The sequence below is a fragment of the Spirosoma daeguense genome (assembly GCF_054776875.1).
Genome location: NZ_BAAHBF010000005.1, coordinates 439,504 through 457,758 on the forward strand (window position 1 = coordinate 439,504; position 18,255 = coordinate 457,758).

General features: G+C 46.8%; 10 protein-coding genes. 7 read left to right on the top strand and 3 right to left on the bottom strand.

What is annotated here, in order from left to right; translation table 11 throughout:
- Positions 1–41: 41 nt before the first annotated feature.
- The 3 genes from ACYVD4_RS18125 to ACYVD4_RS18135 all read right to left on the bottom strand — a co-directional run bounded on the left by ACYVD4_RS18125 (position 42) and on the right by ACYVD4_RS18135 (position 3,658).
- Positions 42–1,472 carry an alpha/beta fold hydrolase gene (locus ACYVD4_RS18125; RefSeq protein WP_460948242.1) on the bottom strand — a complete coding sequence of 477 codons (1,431 nt, stop codon included), beginning with the start codon at positions 1,470–1,472 and terminating at the stop codon, positions 42–44.
- Positions 1,473–1,608: 136 nt separating this feature from the next.
- Positions 1,609–2,415 (bottom strand): helix-turn-helix domain-containing protein, encoded by an 807-nt coding sequence (locus tag ACYVD4_RS18130; RefSeq protein WP_460948244.1) that lies wholly within the window; start codon positions 2,413–2,415, stop codon positions 1,609–1,611.
- A gap of 10 nt (positions 2,416–2,425) precedes the next feature.
- On the bottom strand, positions 2,426–3,658 hold the full coding sequence (locus ACYVD4_RS18135) for a hypothetical protein (RefSeq protein ID WP_460948246.1): 1,233 nt from the start codon (positions 3,656–3,658) through the stop codon (positions 2,426–2,428).
- A gap of 230 nt (positions 3,659–3,888) precedes the next feature.
- Here ACYVD4_RS18135 and ACYVD4_RS18140 point away from each other — a divergent pair, with 230 nt between their 5' ends.
- The 7 genes from ACYVD4_RS18140 (at position 3,889) to ACYVD4_RS18170 (ending at position 18,186) form a co-directional block, all read left to right on the top strand.
- Positions 3,889–5,070, top strand: a complete 1,182-nt coding sequence (locus tag ACYVD4_RS18140; RefSeq protein ID WP_460948248.1) for a hypothetical protein — start codon at positions 3,889–3,891, stop codon at positions 5,068–5,070.
- A 23-nt stretch (positions 5,071–5,093) separates the two neighbouring features.
- A complete protein-coding gene (locus ACYVD4_RS18145) occupies positions 5,094–7,556 on the top strand; it encodes an ABC transporter permease (protein ID WP_460948250.1) in 2,463 nt (820 codons plus the stop codon).
- Between the two features lie 467 nt (positions 7,557–8,023).
- Positions 8,024–8,365: a PadR family transcriptional regulator gene (locus ACYVD4_RS18150; protein ID WP_460948252.1), complete on the top strand. Its 342-nt coding sequence runs from the start codon at positions 8,024–8,026 to the stop codon at positions 8,363–8,365.
- Between the two features lie 38 nt (positions 8,366–8,403).
- Complete coding sequence (locus ACYVD4_RS18155; protein WP_460948254.1) at positions 8,404–11,016, top strand: ABC transporter permease; 2,613 nt, start codon at positions 8,404–8,406, stop codon at positions 11,014–11,016.
- 105 nt (positions 11,017–11,121) lie between these two features.
- The gene (locus ACYVD4_RS18160; protein ID WP_460948256.1) at positions 11,122–13,731 is read left to right on the top strand and encodes an ABC transporter permease; all 2,610 of its coding nucleotides are present in this window, start codon (positions 11,122–11,124) and stop codon (positions 13,729–13,731) included.
- 89 nt (positions 13,732–13,820) lie between these two features.
- Entirely contained in the window at positions 13,821–15,284 is a 1,464-nt protein-coding gene (locus tag ACYVD4_RS18165) for a serine hydrolase (protein ID WP_460948258.1), read from the top strand.
- 229 nt (positions 15,285–15,513) lie between these two features.
- Positions 15,514–18,186 (top strand): DUF5916 domain-containing protein, encoded by a 2,673-nt coding sequence (locus ACYVD4_RS18170; RefSeq protein WP_460948260.1) that lies wholly within the window; start codon positions 15,514–15,516, stop codon positions 18,184–18,186.
- Positions 18,187–18,255: the final 69 nt, after the last annotated feature.

The window sequence follows — 18,255 nt, forward strand, 5'->3', positions numbered from 1 at the left end:
ACCGACAACGCTGTAGAGACAAGGCATGCCTTGTCTCTACATTAATACACTACAATCTCCTTTTTGTTCGACGTTAACTTCTGATATGGGTTATTCAGAAACTGCTTCATGAATAGATTCCAATCGGCCCCACCAACGCCATGCGCTTTATTTTTGAACAATAGCCGCTGACTGTTGGGCATATAATGGTGCATCATGTCGATATACAGCGGACGGACGGCATTATCCATTTCTCCATCGGCCAGCAAGGCCGGTTTCGTTGAATAAAACGGCTGTTTGGTTTCTGGTTTTATAGGCGGTACGTTCCAGCAATCACACATGGCCCGATACACATCGTTGATGTGATATCCTTTTAAGTACGGATAGATATCGTAGAGTTGCTGAAGTACTTTTTCGCTATAATAAGCGGGTTGGTCGGCGCAATACACCGAAATCCGCATTCCCGAGGGGCCATTATTTCGCTCGAGTCTATGAACCAGATAGGGCCGTATATATCGATCATGGTTGCCTTTAACTATTTCTGTAATTGCATGAGGCACATGTTTCATCGACGTATTGACCAGAATATCAAGCAACTCGCTACGTGTGTATTCGATATGTAGCGTATCTGTTTTTCCTTTCGCTACGTAGGGCATTGTAAACTTTTTACCGCCAATAGCCGTAAAATATTGCTCGAATTTTGTCTTCAGATTAGCATAACGCACTTTATCCGTCGAATCGCTCTCTACGTTTCGAAACAGTACGTTCAGGGCTTCGGCGAAGTTGGCAGGCTCGTCTTCATCAATCGGAACAAAGGTTGGTAACGGTGAATCCAGAATGAGCGACCGAATTCGCGAAGGATCGCGCTGGAGCACAGCCGTCATGAGTCCGCCACTATAGGAGCCGCCGGCCAGATTAACCGAATCGATACGTAGCGTTACGAGCAGATCGTGAATGTCGGAAACGGTTTCATCGGTATTGTATCCACTGAGGTCAATTCCTTTAGCTTCCAGTGCTTTTTTATAGCGCTTTACCCCTACAACAACCATGCTATCCTTGTCCAGATTTTTCCAGTAAGATTGGCTGATAGCATCAGACAGTTCCTTGCTCCACAGGTTCGGCACCGCAAAACGAGTACCTCGCTGCTCGAAGGCAATGTAATCACGGTCATTAATCAATGGCGTTTTCACCACTCCCTGCGCCCACTCCAGCGAACTCCCACCCGGTCCACCAGCCGTAAAAAGTAATGGATCTTTCTGCTTATTCGGATTTTTACTTTCGACCAGAATAAAGGGGAGCTTGATGGTTTTCCCATTCGCCTTTTTCCGGTTTTCGGGCACGATCATATACGCACAACGAGTTCGGAAGCTACTGTCTATTTTAACCTGACAGGAGCAGGATTCCAGTTGGCGTAAAACACCTGGCTGGCTATGGGCAGATGTAACGAATACAAAAAGAGAAATTAGTATGACAAGGGTTGATAATCTGTTCATCGGTAGTTGTTTTTTACACAAAACAATCAGAATGCTGGCTCAGATTTTAGTAAAAAACGGACATTTAGCACCAGACAGCCACAATTACCAGCTTACACCTAAATGGCTGGCGGGAAAACTCACGATGATAGATTGGTTACAGCGATTTACGTAGTTTTTTGCCCGTAAACTTCATTACGTGTTTGTAGAAATGACTCATATCGTAATAGCCATAATCTTCGGGATAGAAGAGATCTTTATGAGCAACGTAGCTGGCCATTGCAGCCCGAATTCTCAGCATCGACAGGTATTGTTTGGGTGGCGTACCAATGACCCGATGAAAATAACGGTTAATGGTTTTCGACGTAGCAAACAGTCGATCAGCAAGTTGGCCCGTATTTAACACCATGCCGCTTTCATCGAACGTACCAATTGTGTTCGATACAAACGTGCGATAATGATCGCTCTGCTTCCCAAATTGGAATTGATTTAAAAAGTAGTTCTGAAGTAATTCGATACGTTCGTCGAAGTGATCCGCCTGTTTCACACGTAACAGCAACGTAGCAGGCAAAACGGTTTCCAGAGACACTACCTGATTTGTAAACTGAACCTGATTGATACCCAGCACGGCTTCCAGACCACCCGGATAAAACTTGACGGTGAAAATGTGATCGGTTGGCAGGTTATGCCGTTCGACAATCGTATTTCGCAGAATCAATACGTCTGCCTCTTTCGGAATTGAATACTGCTTCTCCCCTACCAGCATCTGATAGGGTTCGCCCAGATTAATGTAAAACGTCGGTGTCCAGCTTGGAAACATCCTCACTGTAAATTGATTATCCGCTACGTAGCGATACGTTTCCGAGGCCGATGATTCAGAGAAAAATTCAATATAATCGGCCAGTTCATTATCGGGGACGTAGAAGCGGTATAGCTTTCTTATATTGTCGAAAATCTCCGTCATGCGATTACAGTTAATTAAACGACCGGAAAACAGGTTTATCCTGCGTTCGCAACGTAACGTTTTTAACCGCGCCCGTTCCGCGAAAACCATACATGATGCCTACAATGTCAACTTTCTTTGTGGGAAGAGCCGCCGAATAGACTACTTTATCGCCGACAGAATAGTAAATTTTCTTGCCATCGCTGTGACAGCCTACGTGTATCCAGCTTGTGAAATCGACGCCTAACCCGGATAAATCCGTGTTTTTCCCGAACACGCTACGTGCACCGTCCATCAGCATCAGTTCAGATACGCAACCTTTTGTGGAGAGTGGGATTGTAATGGGCATCTCGTTGGTCATCAGCACAATCCAGGATAACTGACAAGTGGCTGAGCCCTCGCTATATTCATTTTTTACATCGCAACTAAAAACGAAATCTGTTACTGGTACAGGATTGAAATTGCCAACATTAAAGAATTTCACAAGTGGAGCTTCGGGCTGTAACGGTACGTTCTTCTCTTTGATGGTTGTGATGGGCAATCGCATCGCTCCCAGCTTTATGAATTCGCTGGTTTTCAAATAAATCGGCACCGACTTTGTTGCAATCGTACCCAGCCAGCCGTTTGTTGGAACCAACAGGGAATGTTCCTTCACTACCTCATGCCCCACCACCAGTTTTGCCCGGTAAAAACCCGGTTCGTAGTAAATCGACGTATGCGTTTTTCCATCTTTGGAAACCACTTCCCGGCGAGTCTGATCCCACGATTGTTGGATATAAACCGAATCGGTTGGCGATGCTGAGGCATCGTAACTAAAAATGACCGAGTTCGGGATGGTGCGGGTCAACGGTTTACTGCTAAAGCTGTATTGAGCCGCATCGACCTGTGGATTTTTTTGTTCAAAAGCAACAATGCCCAGTAAGACGATCACAGTGGTAACGCCTAAAACCCAGCCTAGTCTACGCCAATTGATGGTTGACTTGACGGTCTTTTCTGATGAGGCATCAACAGAAACAGGTAACTCATTTTTGCTCTCCTGCAACTTAACGAACTGCCGCCAGTCAGGGAATCCGGCAAATTGAGCGAGCGTATTTAACGTAGTGCCGCTCGGCATGTGCTGATAATCGACACGCCCCCAGATTCGACGTAGCGTACTGGCACTCAGTGAAACGCCCGTTTCGTCCAGAATCCGTTGATGAAGATTCTCAAAATCGGCACTATTCCAGGTTTCACTCTCACCCCAATCGAGCTTTTGCTCAATCAATTGTTTACATCGAAGCAAATCTGCCGATTCGGAGACCATTGAAAATCAATGTGATATAAATTGAAAAAACTTGATTACTGAATGATTTTATGCGGACGGGCTTTCTCGATACGTTTGCCGACACATCATTAATCGGCTACGAGTATACATCTTTTTACGGTCAACTCAACAGGCTTAAAACGATCTGTCGTCACTTTTTCGTCAATCCCAAACCCTTAATCATATCCTTTATGTACCGTCTCACTTTTCTTCTGTTTTTTCTGCTGATACGTCCAGCTCAGGCTCAGAAAACTCCTAACCGTAAACCGGCAGAACTACGTATTCCTATGACGGCTCAGCAATGGAGTTACGCTCCCGGACAGGTCGAATTTATAACAAGCAACGAGAAGGGAACGACTGCCATGAAAATTATAAAAGGCCCGAAAAGTATCGTTCTGAACGACGTTAATTTTAGTAATGGCACCATTGAATATGATGTCGAACTCACGGGGCCCGGTTTTCCCGGTATCAATTTTAGAATGGACGCCGATCAGCAAAACGGCGAAAATTTTTACCTGCGTTCATTTGGGAAAGTAACGCCCGATATACGAACTACGCTGCAATATGCCCCCATCGTCAATGGCATAAGTATGTGGGATTTGGCGGATGAATATCAGGCGGGTGGAACCCTATTCGAGGCCGGTTGGAACCACGTAAAACTAGTCATTTCGGGGCGGCAAATGAAAGCCTATCTCAACGACATGAGTCAACCTGCGCTGGTTGTTCCTGAGCTCGAAAGTCCAGCATTATCGGGTGGAATATCGTTAGGCGGTGGTGCCGTAAATTATGCCAATCTGGTGATCAGGCCCGACGTAACGGAAGGCATTAATCCGGAGGCCGGTTATAACATCACTAACCACGATACCCGCTACCTGAGAAACTGGCTCGTTGGCGAAGCGATTCCCTTCCCATTTGGCAAAGAGCCAGCCATTGGTTTACAGAGTACCTACGGCAAAACTGGCCCGGCTGAATTACCCGACAGTACTACCAAATGGTCACCCATCAAAGCCGAACATCGGGGCATTGTCAATCTGAGCCGACGATTTACCCATAAAAACAATGAAGCGCGTATGCTGACCTGGCTCAAAACTAGTATTCAATCCAGCAAAGCGCAGGAACGGCTGTTAAATCTGGGTTTCAGCGATGAAGTGTGGGTTTTTATCAACGGTCAATTTCTGTACGCCGACAAAAATTACTTTGGCACTCCTCAACAGAAATTCCCGAGTGGCCGCTGCACAATCGAGAATACAAACATTCGACTTCCTCTGAAAGAGGGAAACAACGAAATCCTGATCGGACTGGCCAATTATTTCTACGGATGGGGCATCGTTGCCCGTCTCGACGATACGGTAGGTATTCAACTTATGAAATAGACGTTCTTCAAACTACTCGTCCTATGCTACGTAATTATCTAATCATTGCGCTACGTAATTTTAAGCGCCAGAAAGGGTTTTCGCTTCTTAACGTAGTAGGGCTGGCAATTGGGCTGGCCAGCGTTACGTTGATCTATCTATTTATTATCGACGAAGAAGGCTTCGACCGCTTCCATCCCGACTCCGATAACCTCTATATTCTGGGCAGCCACCAGAAAAGTAATGGTCAGGAATATACAACGGCCTATGCCGCCGGAGCGTGGTTAAAAGCACTCAAAAGTAATTTCCCGGATGTTACAGGCGGAGCCCAAGTGGTTTCGCTGGGATACCCGGCTTCGTTCTGGCATAAACAATCCGATAAAATCCTGTTGTCGGAAAACGCGTTCTGGGTAAACGCCGATTTCAAAGAGGTTTTCCTGTTTCCTCTGCTGCACGGCGATCCTGAAACAGCATTTGAGAAACCCAACGGAATTGTTCTTAGTCGAACCATTGCCCAGCAATTTTTTGGCGACCAGAATCCCGTTGGTAAAACACTGGAGATAAGCCACATCTATGCAACGGAGAACAAATACGTACCGCTTACGGTAACGGGCGTACTAGTAGATTACCCCGCCAATTCGCACATTCAGCCCGACTATTTGATTAGTATCGGTATGCTTCGGCCAATGATGACGACAAACAATCAGAACTGGCTGGAAAACTGGGGTAACGGAGCGGGCTATTTTCTGACGTATCTGCATCTCAAACCGGATGCAGATGTCGGCAAAATTACAAAAATGCTCAATCAGGTCGTGCAGACGAACCTGAAGAAAGACCCCATGCAAACCATTGAGCCGGTTATTCTGCCGTTGAAGGATGTCCATTTTAACGAGGCACTTCGGTCGAGTTATAACAACAGTCGCATCGGCGACGTTAAATACCTTTACATTTTCGCCTGTACGGCCCTGTTGGTGATTATCATCGCCAGTATTAACTACATGAATCTGGCAACGGCCCGCGCCGTCAGACGAGCGAAAGAAATTGGCTTACGAAAAGTATTGGGGAGCAATCGATTACAACTTGTTTGGCAGTTTCTGGGCGAATCGTTGCTTACTACGTTCTTCGCTCTGTTGATTGCACTTATCCTGATTCTTGTCCTGCTGCCGGTGTTTAACCTGATTTCGGGAAAGCAATTCACGCTGGCTCATCTGGCGCAAGGCCGATTGATTGGTATGACGCTGGGCACTACGTTGTTGGTTGGCTTACTGGCCGGAAGCTACCCGGCATTGTATTTATCGGGTTTGTTGCCGATTCGTGTTCTGAAGAACGCCCGGTTTACCAGTCCCGGCTCCGACTGGCTTCGGAAAGGACTAGTCGTTTTGCAATATACCATTACGATTCTGCTGATTGTCTCGACCTGGGTTATGATGAAACAGATGAATTTTATCCATCAGTCAACGTTGAGCAAAAGCGGAGATCAGTTGCTGTCTATTCGCTGGTCGGGCATGGCGTCGATGGATAAATACCGATCCTTAAAACAACGCATTCTGGAGGATTCCGAAATCGAGGTCGTAACAATGGCCAATCACTTGCCTAATCAGGACTATTTCGGTTCGCTTGATCATGACGTTACGTTCCCGCAGTTGGGCAACCAGTCGTATCAGTGGGCCGGTATGAATGGCGACTTCGACTTACCCCAAGCCTTTACACTGGAACTACTCGCCGGACGAAGTTTTCGCAAGGATACCCCCGCCGACTCAAGCGCCTATCTGCTCAACGAAAGTGCCATAAAAGCACTGGGTTTGCCACTGGATAAAGTGCTGGGAATGCGATTAACCATAAAACGCCCTTATGAACAACCGAATCAGAAGAAGGAAGGAACGGTAATCGGTGTGGTTCGTGATTTTCCGTTTCGCTCCATTCATCATACCATTTCTCCACTTGCCATTAGCGCCCGACCTGACCCCGAAGATAGGATTGTGTATATAAAATTGCCTGCCGGAAAGTTTCAGGAAAAGATTGCAAACGTAGAAGCAAAATGGAAACAGGTGCTACCGGGAGTTGGCTTCGGGCATTGGTTCATGAGTGAGGAATTTGGGCGGATGTACGAAGGAGAGAATCGGATGGCAGGTTTGTTCAAAGCGTTTTCGCTCTTGTCGATTCTGATTGCCTGTATGGGCCTATTTGGTTTGTCGTCGTATCTGGCCGAACGACGCACCAAGGAAATTGGCATTCGGAAAGTGATGGGTGCTTCGTTAGCTCAAATTCTGCGACTCCTGTTTACCCCTTTCCTTACATTGCTGGCCGTAGCCTGCTTACTTGCCATTCCGCTGGGCTGGTTTATGATGCACCGCTGGCTTCAGGATTTTACGTACCGCGTTAGTCTGGATGTTTTCATTTTTCTGCTCAGCATTTTCCTTGTAACGCTCCTGACAATTCTTGTCGTCAGCTACGAAACGGTGCGGGCTGCCTTGGTAAACCCAATTCGCTCCCTGCGGTCGGAGTAGGTTAGTAAATGCAGGGAAAAAGCTGGGATGGCTGGGTGTAGTATGGATGGCCTAGAAACAAGGGCTCACATCAACCTCAGCCATCCACGCCATTCCACCGTGCGCAAAAAAACAAAGCCAGACGACGCGAAGTCACCTGGCTTTTTAGTTCGCTTAATAGATCAGTTCATTTGAAAAAAGCAGATGCCTTTCGCAGCATCTCCGTCTATCAGCGAATCACGAATATAAAACGTCGAGAAAGAGTGAGTTGTTTTATGTTGCGAAAAATTATCATATAGTTTTTCAATTTTTTATCGAAGATTCACAATCATTCATCAATAGCCTTGTCCATGACCGTACAGACCATGTCCGTTTCTGGACAATCTTTTTATGTAACACATTCCAAAACAGCCTTTTGCTGAACGGATTGGCCTATTTTAATTACTGGCCCACCATTTGTTATACATTTACATAACTAATATCTGGTTATGAAAGGAACCTATTTAGGTGAATTTGAAGAAGTGGTATTGCTGGCCGTTGCAATCCGGTCGGGCGATGCGTATGGAGCGGCCATTGTGAATGAAATCGAACAGCAAATGAATCGTTCGGTCAATCTGGGGGCCGTCCACTCCGCCTTGAACCGGCTTCAGGAAAAAGGGCTGGTGAGTTCTGAAATGGGCGGCATGACTGCCGAACGCGGTGGCCGTCGGAAACGGCTTTATTCGGTTACGGCTTACGGTCGGCGCGCGCTGGAAGAAATTCGGCAACTCCGCAATCAAATGTGGGACACGATTCCGAATACTGCCTGGGGACAATTTAATGTACAATAATGAATGTAACTGATTGCCCGACCCATCACTAATTCTCCATGAATACTCCACCTAGCTTTGCTACGTATCTAATCCGCCTATTGCTCCCCACTTATCGGGCCGAAGAGCTGGAGGGAGATCTGGATGAACTGTTTCAGCAACGTATCGCTCAGGAGGGATTGAGCAAAGCGCGCTGGCGCTACGTGACAGACGTAGTGAGTTTACTACGTCCCTCCCTGCTTAAAGCACAAAAATCGCAGTATCCTCAACCAACAAATACGACCATGCTACGTAATTATCTCAAAATCGCCTTCCGAAATCTGGCTAAAAACCGGGTCTATTCGGGTATAAATATCGGTGGCTTATCAGTCGGAATGGCCGTGGCAATGCTTATTGGCCTCTGGATTTACGACGAGCTGTCGTTTGACCGGTATTTTCAGAACTACAACCGTATTGCCAAAGTCATGCAATCTGGTACGTTCGAGGGGCAGGTATATCACAGTGGGTATAATCCCGTTCCCATTGGTCAGGAATTACGTACCGTTTACAGCGATGATTTTACACACGTGGTCATGTCGTCCTGGACAAACGAGCATATTCTGGCATATGGCGATAAAAAATTCACAAAAAAAGGAAACTACCTAAGTGCTGATGCCCCCGATATGCTGACGCTGAACATGCTGAGTGGTACACGGGCTGGTTTAAAAGATCAGAACTCTATTTTGCTGTCTGAATCAGTAGCTCAAGCATTGTTTGGCTCAACAAATCCCGTAGGAAAACTTATGAAAATCGACAACAGACTCAACGTGAAAGTGACGGGTGTGTATGAAGATTTTCCTTACAATACCGAGTTTCGAGAGATAACGTTTATCGCTCCCTGGAATCTGTACGTAGCATCGCAAGATTGGGTGAAGCGGGCGCAGGACAATGTCGAATGGGGTAATTTTTCCTGGCAGGTTCTGGCGCAGATCGCTCCCAACGCCGATTTCGATGCCGTTTCAGCCAAAATCAAAAATATTCGGCTGACACACAGTCCCGAAATGGCGTTCATTAAACCGGTTGTGTATTTACAACCCATGAGCCGATGGCATCTGTATACAGGCTGGGATAAATCCGGAAACCTAAACGGACGCATTCAATATGTCTGGTTATTCGGCATAATTGGTGCCTTTGTGTTGCTACTGGCCTGTATCAATTTCATGAATCTGAGTACGGCACGTAGTGAAAAAAGAGCCAAGGAAGTCGGCATTCGGAAAGCCGTCGGATCGGTACGTAGCCAGTTGATTTCGCAGTTTCTGAGTGAATCATTGCTGGTGACAGCGTTCGCATTTATCCTATCTATTCTGCTTGTAGTAGTGGCCTTGCCTTTCTTCAACGAAGTGGCCGACAAACAAATCGGTATGTTGTGGACGAATCCGATTTTCTGGCTTTGCGGTATTGGCTTTAGCTTACTTACAGGCTTACTGGCAGGCAGTTATCCGGCTTTATATTTATCATCGTTCCAGGCGGTTAAAGTGCTTAAAGGTACTTTCCGAGTTGGTCGTTTTGCGTCGATTCCCCGTCAGGTGCTGGTTGTTGTCCAGTTTACGGTATCCGTAACGCTCATTATCGGCACTATTATCGTATTCCGGCAAATTCAGCACGCCAAAAATCGTCCCGTTGGCTATGATCGAAGTGGCTTGATTACCATAGCCATGAATACGCCTGAATTACACCAGCACTATAACGCACTCAGAAACAGCCTGATCGAAACGGGGGCTGCTGTCGACATGTCGACGTCTTCTACCCCAGCTACGGATTTAAACTCACAGAATAGCGGGTTTACGTGGGCGGGTAAAAATCCGACCTTTAAAGAGAGTTTCGGAACGATTGCGGTTTCGCATGATTTCGGGAAGACGGTGGGCTGGCAGTTTGTTCAGGGAAGAGATTTATCCCGGCAGTTCCCGAGCGATTCGTCGGGCATGGTCCTCAATGAAACGGCCGTTCGTTACATGGGCTTAAAAGATCCGGTGGGTAAGCAGGTCAAGTGGAACGATAGAGCATTCCGGGTTGTAGGAGTCATTAAAGATATGCTGATGGGTTCACCTTTTGAGCCTGTCTATCAGACCGTTTATATGCTGGATTATGGCTGGGCAAATGTTATCAACATAAAATTGAACCCCAACCAGAGCGCAAGCGAGTCACTGGCAAAAATTGAGACCGTATTCCGCAAATTCAACCCCGGCAGCCCATTCGATTACAAATTCACCGATCAGCAATACGCGCAGAAATTTGCCACCGAGGAACGTATCGGCAAACTGGCGACCGTTTTCGCTATTCTCGCCATTTTAATTAGCTGTCTGGGTTTGTTTGGATTAGCGTCTTTCGTTGCCGAACAACGTACTAAAGAAATTGGCGTAAGGAAAGTGCTGGGAGCTTCTGTAACGAACCTCTGGCTATTGCTCTCGAAAGACTTCATCACGTTGGTCATAATTGCGCTGGGCATCTCTACACTCATTGCGTGGTACTTCCTGAATGGCTGGCTCCAGAAATATCAATACCATACCGAACTGTCGTGGTGGATTTTTGCCGTGTCCGGCTTAGGCGCACTGGTTGTTACATTACTGACTATCAGTTACCAAAGCATCAAAGCAGCACTGATGAACCCGGTTAAGTCGCTACGTTCGGAATGAACCACACGTAGAGACAGGGCATGCCCTGTCTCGTTGACCGGACGGTTTGTTGCTGACGCACAGGAGACAAGGCATGCTCTGTCTCTACAATAAAAACCTAAAATCATGACTCCTAAACCCGTCGAACCGCCCTGCTTTGCTACGTACCTGTTGCATCTGCTACTACCTGCTCACCGGGCTGAAGAGCTGGAAGGCGACCTCAACGAGCTATTTCAGCAACGTATCGACGAAGTAGGGTTGTCAAAGGCGCGTTGGCGCTACGTACGTGATGTTGCCAGTCTGCTACGTCCCTCCCTGCTTAAAGCACAAGAATCAAATTACCCTCAACCAACAAATACGACCATGCTACGTAATTATCTCAAAATCGCCTTTCGAAATCTGGCCAAAAATCGGGTCTACTCGTTCATCAATATTTTTGGACTGGCTTCGGGCATGGCTGTTGCGATGCTCATTGGTCTCTGGACTTATGATGAGGTTTCGTTCAATAAAAATCATAAACAGTATGACCGTATTGCCAGGCTCTGGCAGTTTGTAAAATTCGACGTAGAGAAAGCTTCCTACGATGTACTGCCTATTCCTTTGGCGGAGGAGCTACGTAGCAAATACCCTGATTTTAATTCGGTTACGTTGTCGGTCACACGAAATGTCATTCTCGCAACTGGCGATCAAAAGTTTACAAAGCTCGGTAACTACGTAGAGCCCGCATTTACCGATATACTGTCGGTGAATGTAGTAAAAGGTAAGGCTTTTGGCCCGAACGATGTCAACACAATTCTACTATCAGAATCGCTTGCCAATGCGCTGTTTGGTACCGAAAATCCGCTCAATAAGCTAATCAAACTAGATAATAAGCAGACGGTAAATGTAGCTGGTGTGTACACAGATTTTCCGGCAAATAGTACGTTCAACGATGTTACGTTTCTAGCTCCCTGGAAATTCTTTCTGGCAAATGACGATAACGCCAAACGCGATCAGAATGAGTGGGACTCCAATTCGTATCAGATTTTTGCCCAACTAAAACCGGGTGCCGACTTTGCTCAGGTATCGGCAAAAATCAAAGACATACGGATGAAGCGGGACAATCCGCCGGGCTACAAACCCGAGTTTTTCCTGCATCCAATGTCAAAATGGCATCTGTATGGTGATTTTAAAGATGGCGTCAACACGGGCGGGCTCATTACGTTTGTCTGGCTGTTTGGTAGCATCGGCGCTATCGTGCTGTTGCTGGCTTGTATTAATTTTATGAACCTGAGTACGGCACGTAGCGAGAAACGCGCCAAAGAAGTTGGTATTCGAAAAGCGATTGGTTCGTTCCGTAGTCAGCTGGTTTCGCAGTTTTTCAGCGAATCGCTGCTAATGGCAATTCTGGCTTTTATCCTTTCCATTCTGTTCGTTCAGCTTACGCTCCCGTTCTTCAATCAGGTAGCTGAGAAACAGATGGTTATTTTGTGGACGAATCCGATTTTCTGGCTTTCCAGCCTGGGATTCAGCCTGTTGACGGGTCTGATTGCGGGAAGTTATCCGGCCCTGTATTTATCTTCATTTCAGCCCGTCAAAGTTCTTAAAGGGGTGATGCGTACCACCCGCTCAGCCACTATTCCGCGTCGGTTGCTGGTTGGTTTTCAGTTCACGGTGTCCGTTACGCTTATTATCGGAACCATCATTGTGTTTCGTCAGATCGAACATGCCAAAGACCGTCCGGTTGGCTACAGTCGGAACGGTTTAATCGAAATCAGCATGAATACACCTGAACTTTACGGGAAATACCAGACGCTACGTACCGATTTACGTAATACGGGGGCCGTGGCCGACATGTCGGAGTCGTCGAATTCGATAACGGAACAAGCCGGTGGCACAACCGCCTTATCCTGGAAAGGTAAAACGCGGGGCACGATGCCATTGATTATGTCGAATTACGTATCACATGACTACGGTAAAACGGTGGGATGGCAACTCAAAGAAGGGCGCGATTTTTCCCGAAACTTTTCGACTGATTCGACAGCGATGATTTTGAATGAAGCCGCCGTGAAATTGATGGGCTTTAAACAGCCGATTGGCGAAATTATTCGGCAGAATGGTAAGGAATATCAAGTTGTCGGTGTCATTAAAGACATGCTGAAAGAAGACCCGTTTAAGCCCGTAAATCCGTCCTTTTTTCAACTGAACTACCGGAACGTCAACACGATCAATATTCGGCTTGCACCCCAATTGCCCACCCATGAGTCGCTTGCCAAAGTAGAACAGGTCTTTAAAGTACACAATCCCGGCGCTCCTTTCGACTATAAGTTTGTGGACGATGTTTACGCCAAAAAATTCGGAACCGAAGAACGTATCGGTCGATTGGCAGGCGGGTTCGCGATTCTGGCTATTCTGATCAGTTGTCTGGGCTTGTTCGGACTCGCTTCGTTCATAGCCGAGCAACGTACCAAGGAAATCGGTATTCGGAAAGTGCTTGGTGCTTCTGTTCTGAATGTCTGGGGATTACTATCGAAAGAATTTGTGGTACTGGTTGTTATTGCATTCTGTCTCGCCACTCCTCTCGCCTACTACGTATTGTCGGACTGGCTCCAGAATTACCAGTATCGTACCGAGTTGTCATGGTGGATTTTTGCCGTGTCCGGCTTAGGTGCTTTGACCGTTACGTTGCTAACGGTGAGCTATCAAAGTATAAAAGCGGCTCTGGTGAATCCGGTGAAATCACTACGTAGCGAATAACGTTATGTTGGGGCTATTAACTAAAATTTTTAGCCCCGACACCTGTAACCTTCCGGGCCGAGCGGAGTTTCCTGCCAAAATTGAAACCTATGCTTGCCTTCCGTATCACTGCTTTTCTATTCTTTATTTTCGTTGCCAACCATTTTTCCAGCGGACAAACACGACCATCCCAAGCCGAACAGGTAGATGCTTTAGTACAGCGGGAGATGCGGGAGCGTCAGATTCCGGGGCTTCAACTAGCTGTTGTTCAGCATGGTCAAATCATACTGTCGAAATCGTATGGCATTGCCAATATTCAGCACGCAGTTCCGGTGACGAAGCAAACGGTGTTTTCGATCAATTCCTGTACCAAAGCCTTTACAGGCGTAGCAATTATGCAGCTTGTTGAGGAAGGTAAAATTGATCTTGAAGCGCCCGTTTCAAACTACCTCGACAGCCTTCCAACAGCTTGGCAGTCGGTAAAAATCAGACAATTACTAACCCACGTATCGGGAATTCCTGATATTCTCCGAAAAGTACTCGACCCAAATTCTGGTGGTTTTACAGGACGGGATACGGAACAGACAGCCTGGGCAAAAGTGCTGGTTTTGCCGATGGAATTTCCTACTGGTGCGCAGTTTAGCTATAACCAGACGAATTATGTTTTACTGGGTAAAATCATTGATAAGTTTCGCCAGAAGCCATTCATACAGGTTTTTAAGGAATTGCAATTTCAGGGTGCCGATATGCCATCGACGGGATTTGGCGATTCACGCGATGTGATTCCGAATAAATCTCAGTCGTATCGGTATATAAATCGGTTTGAGGGGAAAAACCTGAGCGAGCCTAAACTAACCAATGCGTATGAAGAATTTCCAGCCTTTAAACGCACCTCATCGGGCATAAACAGCACGGCTGGCGACGTAGCACGTTGGCTCATTGCGCTGCAACAGGGAAAACTTCTTAAAACAAAATCGGCGTTGACGAAGCTCTGGACAGCCGGAACGTATAACAACGGCAAACCCACGCAATGGGCACTGGGCTGGATGACAAAACCACGTCCGAAACATCATGCCATTATTGCTACGGGAGGTGGACGTTCCGCTTTTTTTGTCTATCCTGACGATGACATATCCGTTGTGGTGCTGACCAATTTGGGAGGGGCTTATCCCGAAGAATTTATTGACGAACTAGCGGGCTACTTTAACGCCGAGATTCCAGTAGCCGACCCAATTACAGCCCTGCACATGCAGTTGCGGCAACAGGGGTTTGCAAAAGCAATCGACGTTTACAACGAAATCCAGAAAAAAGATCCCAATTTCCGCCCTACCGAAGACGAGTTGAATGACTGGGCATATCGACTGATGAGTCGGGGCCAATTGAAAGAATCGCTGGCTATTTTCAAACTCAACGTACATCTGTTCCCAAAGAGCTATAACGTGTACGACAGCTACGGCGAAGCTCTGTTCCGCAATGGGCAAAAAGAGGAATCGATAGCCCTGTATCGCAAATCGATTGAACTCAATCCTAACAATCAGAACGGCAAAGACATGTTGGAACGGCTTTCGAAATAAGGCGCTTTAAGCTCATATTTCAGACAGTGCTACGTATCACTGAAAACGCTTCCTCTACGTAGTATCGTCCGCTACGTACTAAAACGCACGTAGTATGAAACACTACAATTGCTGGCTTAACAAATCTTAACAAAATACTATTTTTTTCTCGCCCTAACTTGCTCGTCAAAAGCAACGTTTCAGTAGCTTTTACGTCTTTAATAGTGACGAACAAGTTCTTTCTTACTGCATGAACAAAGCGATTTTTACGATTATTCTTTCACTTCTATTTGCCCATTTGCAGGCTCAGAACGCGCCTTCAAAAAATGCACCTATCGAAAAAAGACAATATCATACGCAACGTATCACAGGCCAACCCATAAAACTGGATGGAATTCCAAATGAATCGGCATGGGATGCAGTTGAATGGTCGGGAAGCTTTACGCAATATCAACCCAACGAAGGAAAAGCACCTTCGCAGCCTACACTATTCAAAATTCTGTACGACGATAAGTTTCTGTATGTTGGATATCGGTGTCTGGATGCGGCACCCGATTCGGTGATCAAGCGCATGAGCCGTCGGGATGAATTTCCGGGCGATTGGGTCGAAATCAACATCGATAGTTACCATGACCAACGTACTGCTTTTTCGTTTTCGATGTCGGTTTCAGGTGTGCGGGGCGATGAATTTATTTCCCAGAATGGTAACAACTGGGATACGAGCTGGAATCCCATCTGGTACGGCAAAACGCATGTCGATTCAACGGGCTGGACTGCCGAAGTGAAAATTCCGCTGAGTCAATTACGATATGGCAACGAACCCAGTAAAGTTTGGGGTATTCAGGTAACCCGTCGATTATTTCGAAAAGAAGAACGGTCTGTGTGGCAATATATTCCGCAAAATTCGGGTGTTTGGGTGAGCGGCTTTGGCGAATTACACGGTCTGACGAACGTACCGTCGCAGAAGCAAATCGAAATTGCGCCCTACGTAGTGGCTAAAACCGAAAAATATGCCCCGGTCGAAGGAAATCCATTTGCTACTGGCACCGACTCAAAAGTAACGGTAGGGCTCGATGGGAAAGTAGCCGTCACCAGCGATCTTATTCTTGACTTCACCGTAAATCCCGATTTTGGGCAGGTTGAAGCTGATCCTTCGCGGGTACGTATCGACGGGTTTCAGAATTTCTTTGAGGAACGTCGACCCTTCTTCATCGAAAGCCGCAACATTTTCGATTATCAGGTGACGGGTTCCGAAGCCGGTGGCGACTATGACTCCGACCTTCTGTTTTATTCACGGCGGATTGGCGGTTCACCGCATGGATACCCGTCGCTGGGGCAACGAGAGTACGCGCAGGTTCCCCAAAACGCACCGATTCTGGGAGCGGCCAAGTTTAGCGGAAAAACGAAAAAAGGCTGGAGCATCGGTATTCTCGAAAGTATTACCGGACGTACTATGGCCGAAATTGACCGCGCTGGCGACCGCCGTCAGGAAGCCGTTGAACCGCTGACTAGCTATTTCGTCGGGCGATTGCAGAAAGATATCGATGCTGGTAATACGGTCATCGGCGGTATTTTCACCAGCGTCAACCGCGAGAACAATCTCAATCATCAACTACATACTAATGCTTTTTCGGGCGGGCTGGATTTTCTGCATTTCTGGAAAAATAGAACCTGGTATTTCCGGGGAAATCTGATTTTTAGTCAGGTGCAGGGTTCAAAGGAAGTGATTACCAATACGCAACGGGCTTTTGAACACTTGTTCCAACGTAGCAATGCTCCGGAAATACAGGTCGATGAAAACCGAACGTCGCTAACGGGTACGGGCGGTACGTTCCGATTGGGAAAAACTGGTGGAAAATCGGGAAAGCTTGGTCAGGTATTTAAATTTGAAACAGGCATTACGTTTCGTTCACCCGAACTCGAACTCAACGACATCGGCTTCATGCTCACCAGCAACGAAATCAATCATTTCAGCTGGGCCGGGCTACAGTACCAGAAATCATTTTCCATTTTCCGTTCCGCCCGCATCAATTACAATCACTGGTCGCGCTGGGATTTTGGCGGACAGTTTCTGTATCAGGCGTTTAACAGCAATGCACACGCTACGTTCCGCAACAACTGGCAGGTTGGTATGGGCAGCACCTGGAATCCTTATGAAGTATCGAACAATGCCCTTCGGGGCGGTTCGTCACTACGTTTGCCTTCCGGTATAAACCATTGGGGATACATTCAGAGCGACTTCCGAAAGAAAGTGTTGGGCTCTGTCGAATTTGCCAATTCGTGGGGATTCGAACGTACTGTGCACAACAACGATGTTACGGTCACGCTTCGGGTTCAGCCGCTTGATGCACTGAACGTAAGTCTGAGTGCCGGATATAGTCATAACTGGCGTCGGCAGGATCAGTTCGTTGGCAGTGCTACGTATAATGGCGCACTACGTACAATTGTGAGCGAAGTAAATCAGAATACTTTCCGCTACACGCTACGTCTGAACTACAACATCACGCCTGATCTGACACTTCAGTATTACGGCCAGCCGTTTATTACGCGCCCAACGTATCAGCATTTTGCCTACGTAGCAGATCCACTCAATAAAGACTTCGATTCACGATTTCGACCATTTACTGGTAACGAACTCCGCTATGAAAATGGCCGCTACGTTGTCGATGAAAACCGCGATGGTACAGTCGATTATTCATTCAGCAAACCTGATTTCAATTTCGTCCAGTTTCGCTCCAATCTGGTGGCTCGCTGGGAATACAAACCGGGGTCGGAGTTGTATCTGGTCTGGTCGCAGGGAAGCACGCCCGATGTAGCCAATGATCTTAGTTCGCCACTCAACCGGAGCTTGTTCGATACTATTTTTGCCCAGCAGGCACGGAACATTTTTCTTGTAAAAATGACGTATCGTTTTCTGAAATAGTTGTTGAAATAACCCCACCCTAAATCCCTCCCTACGGGGGAGGAATTTAGGGTGGGGTTTACTAGTACA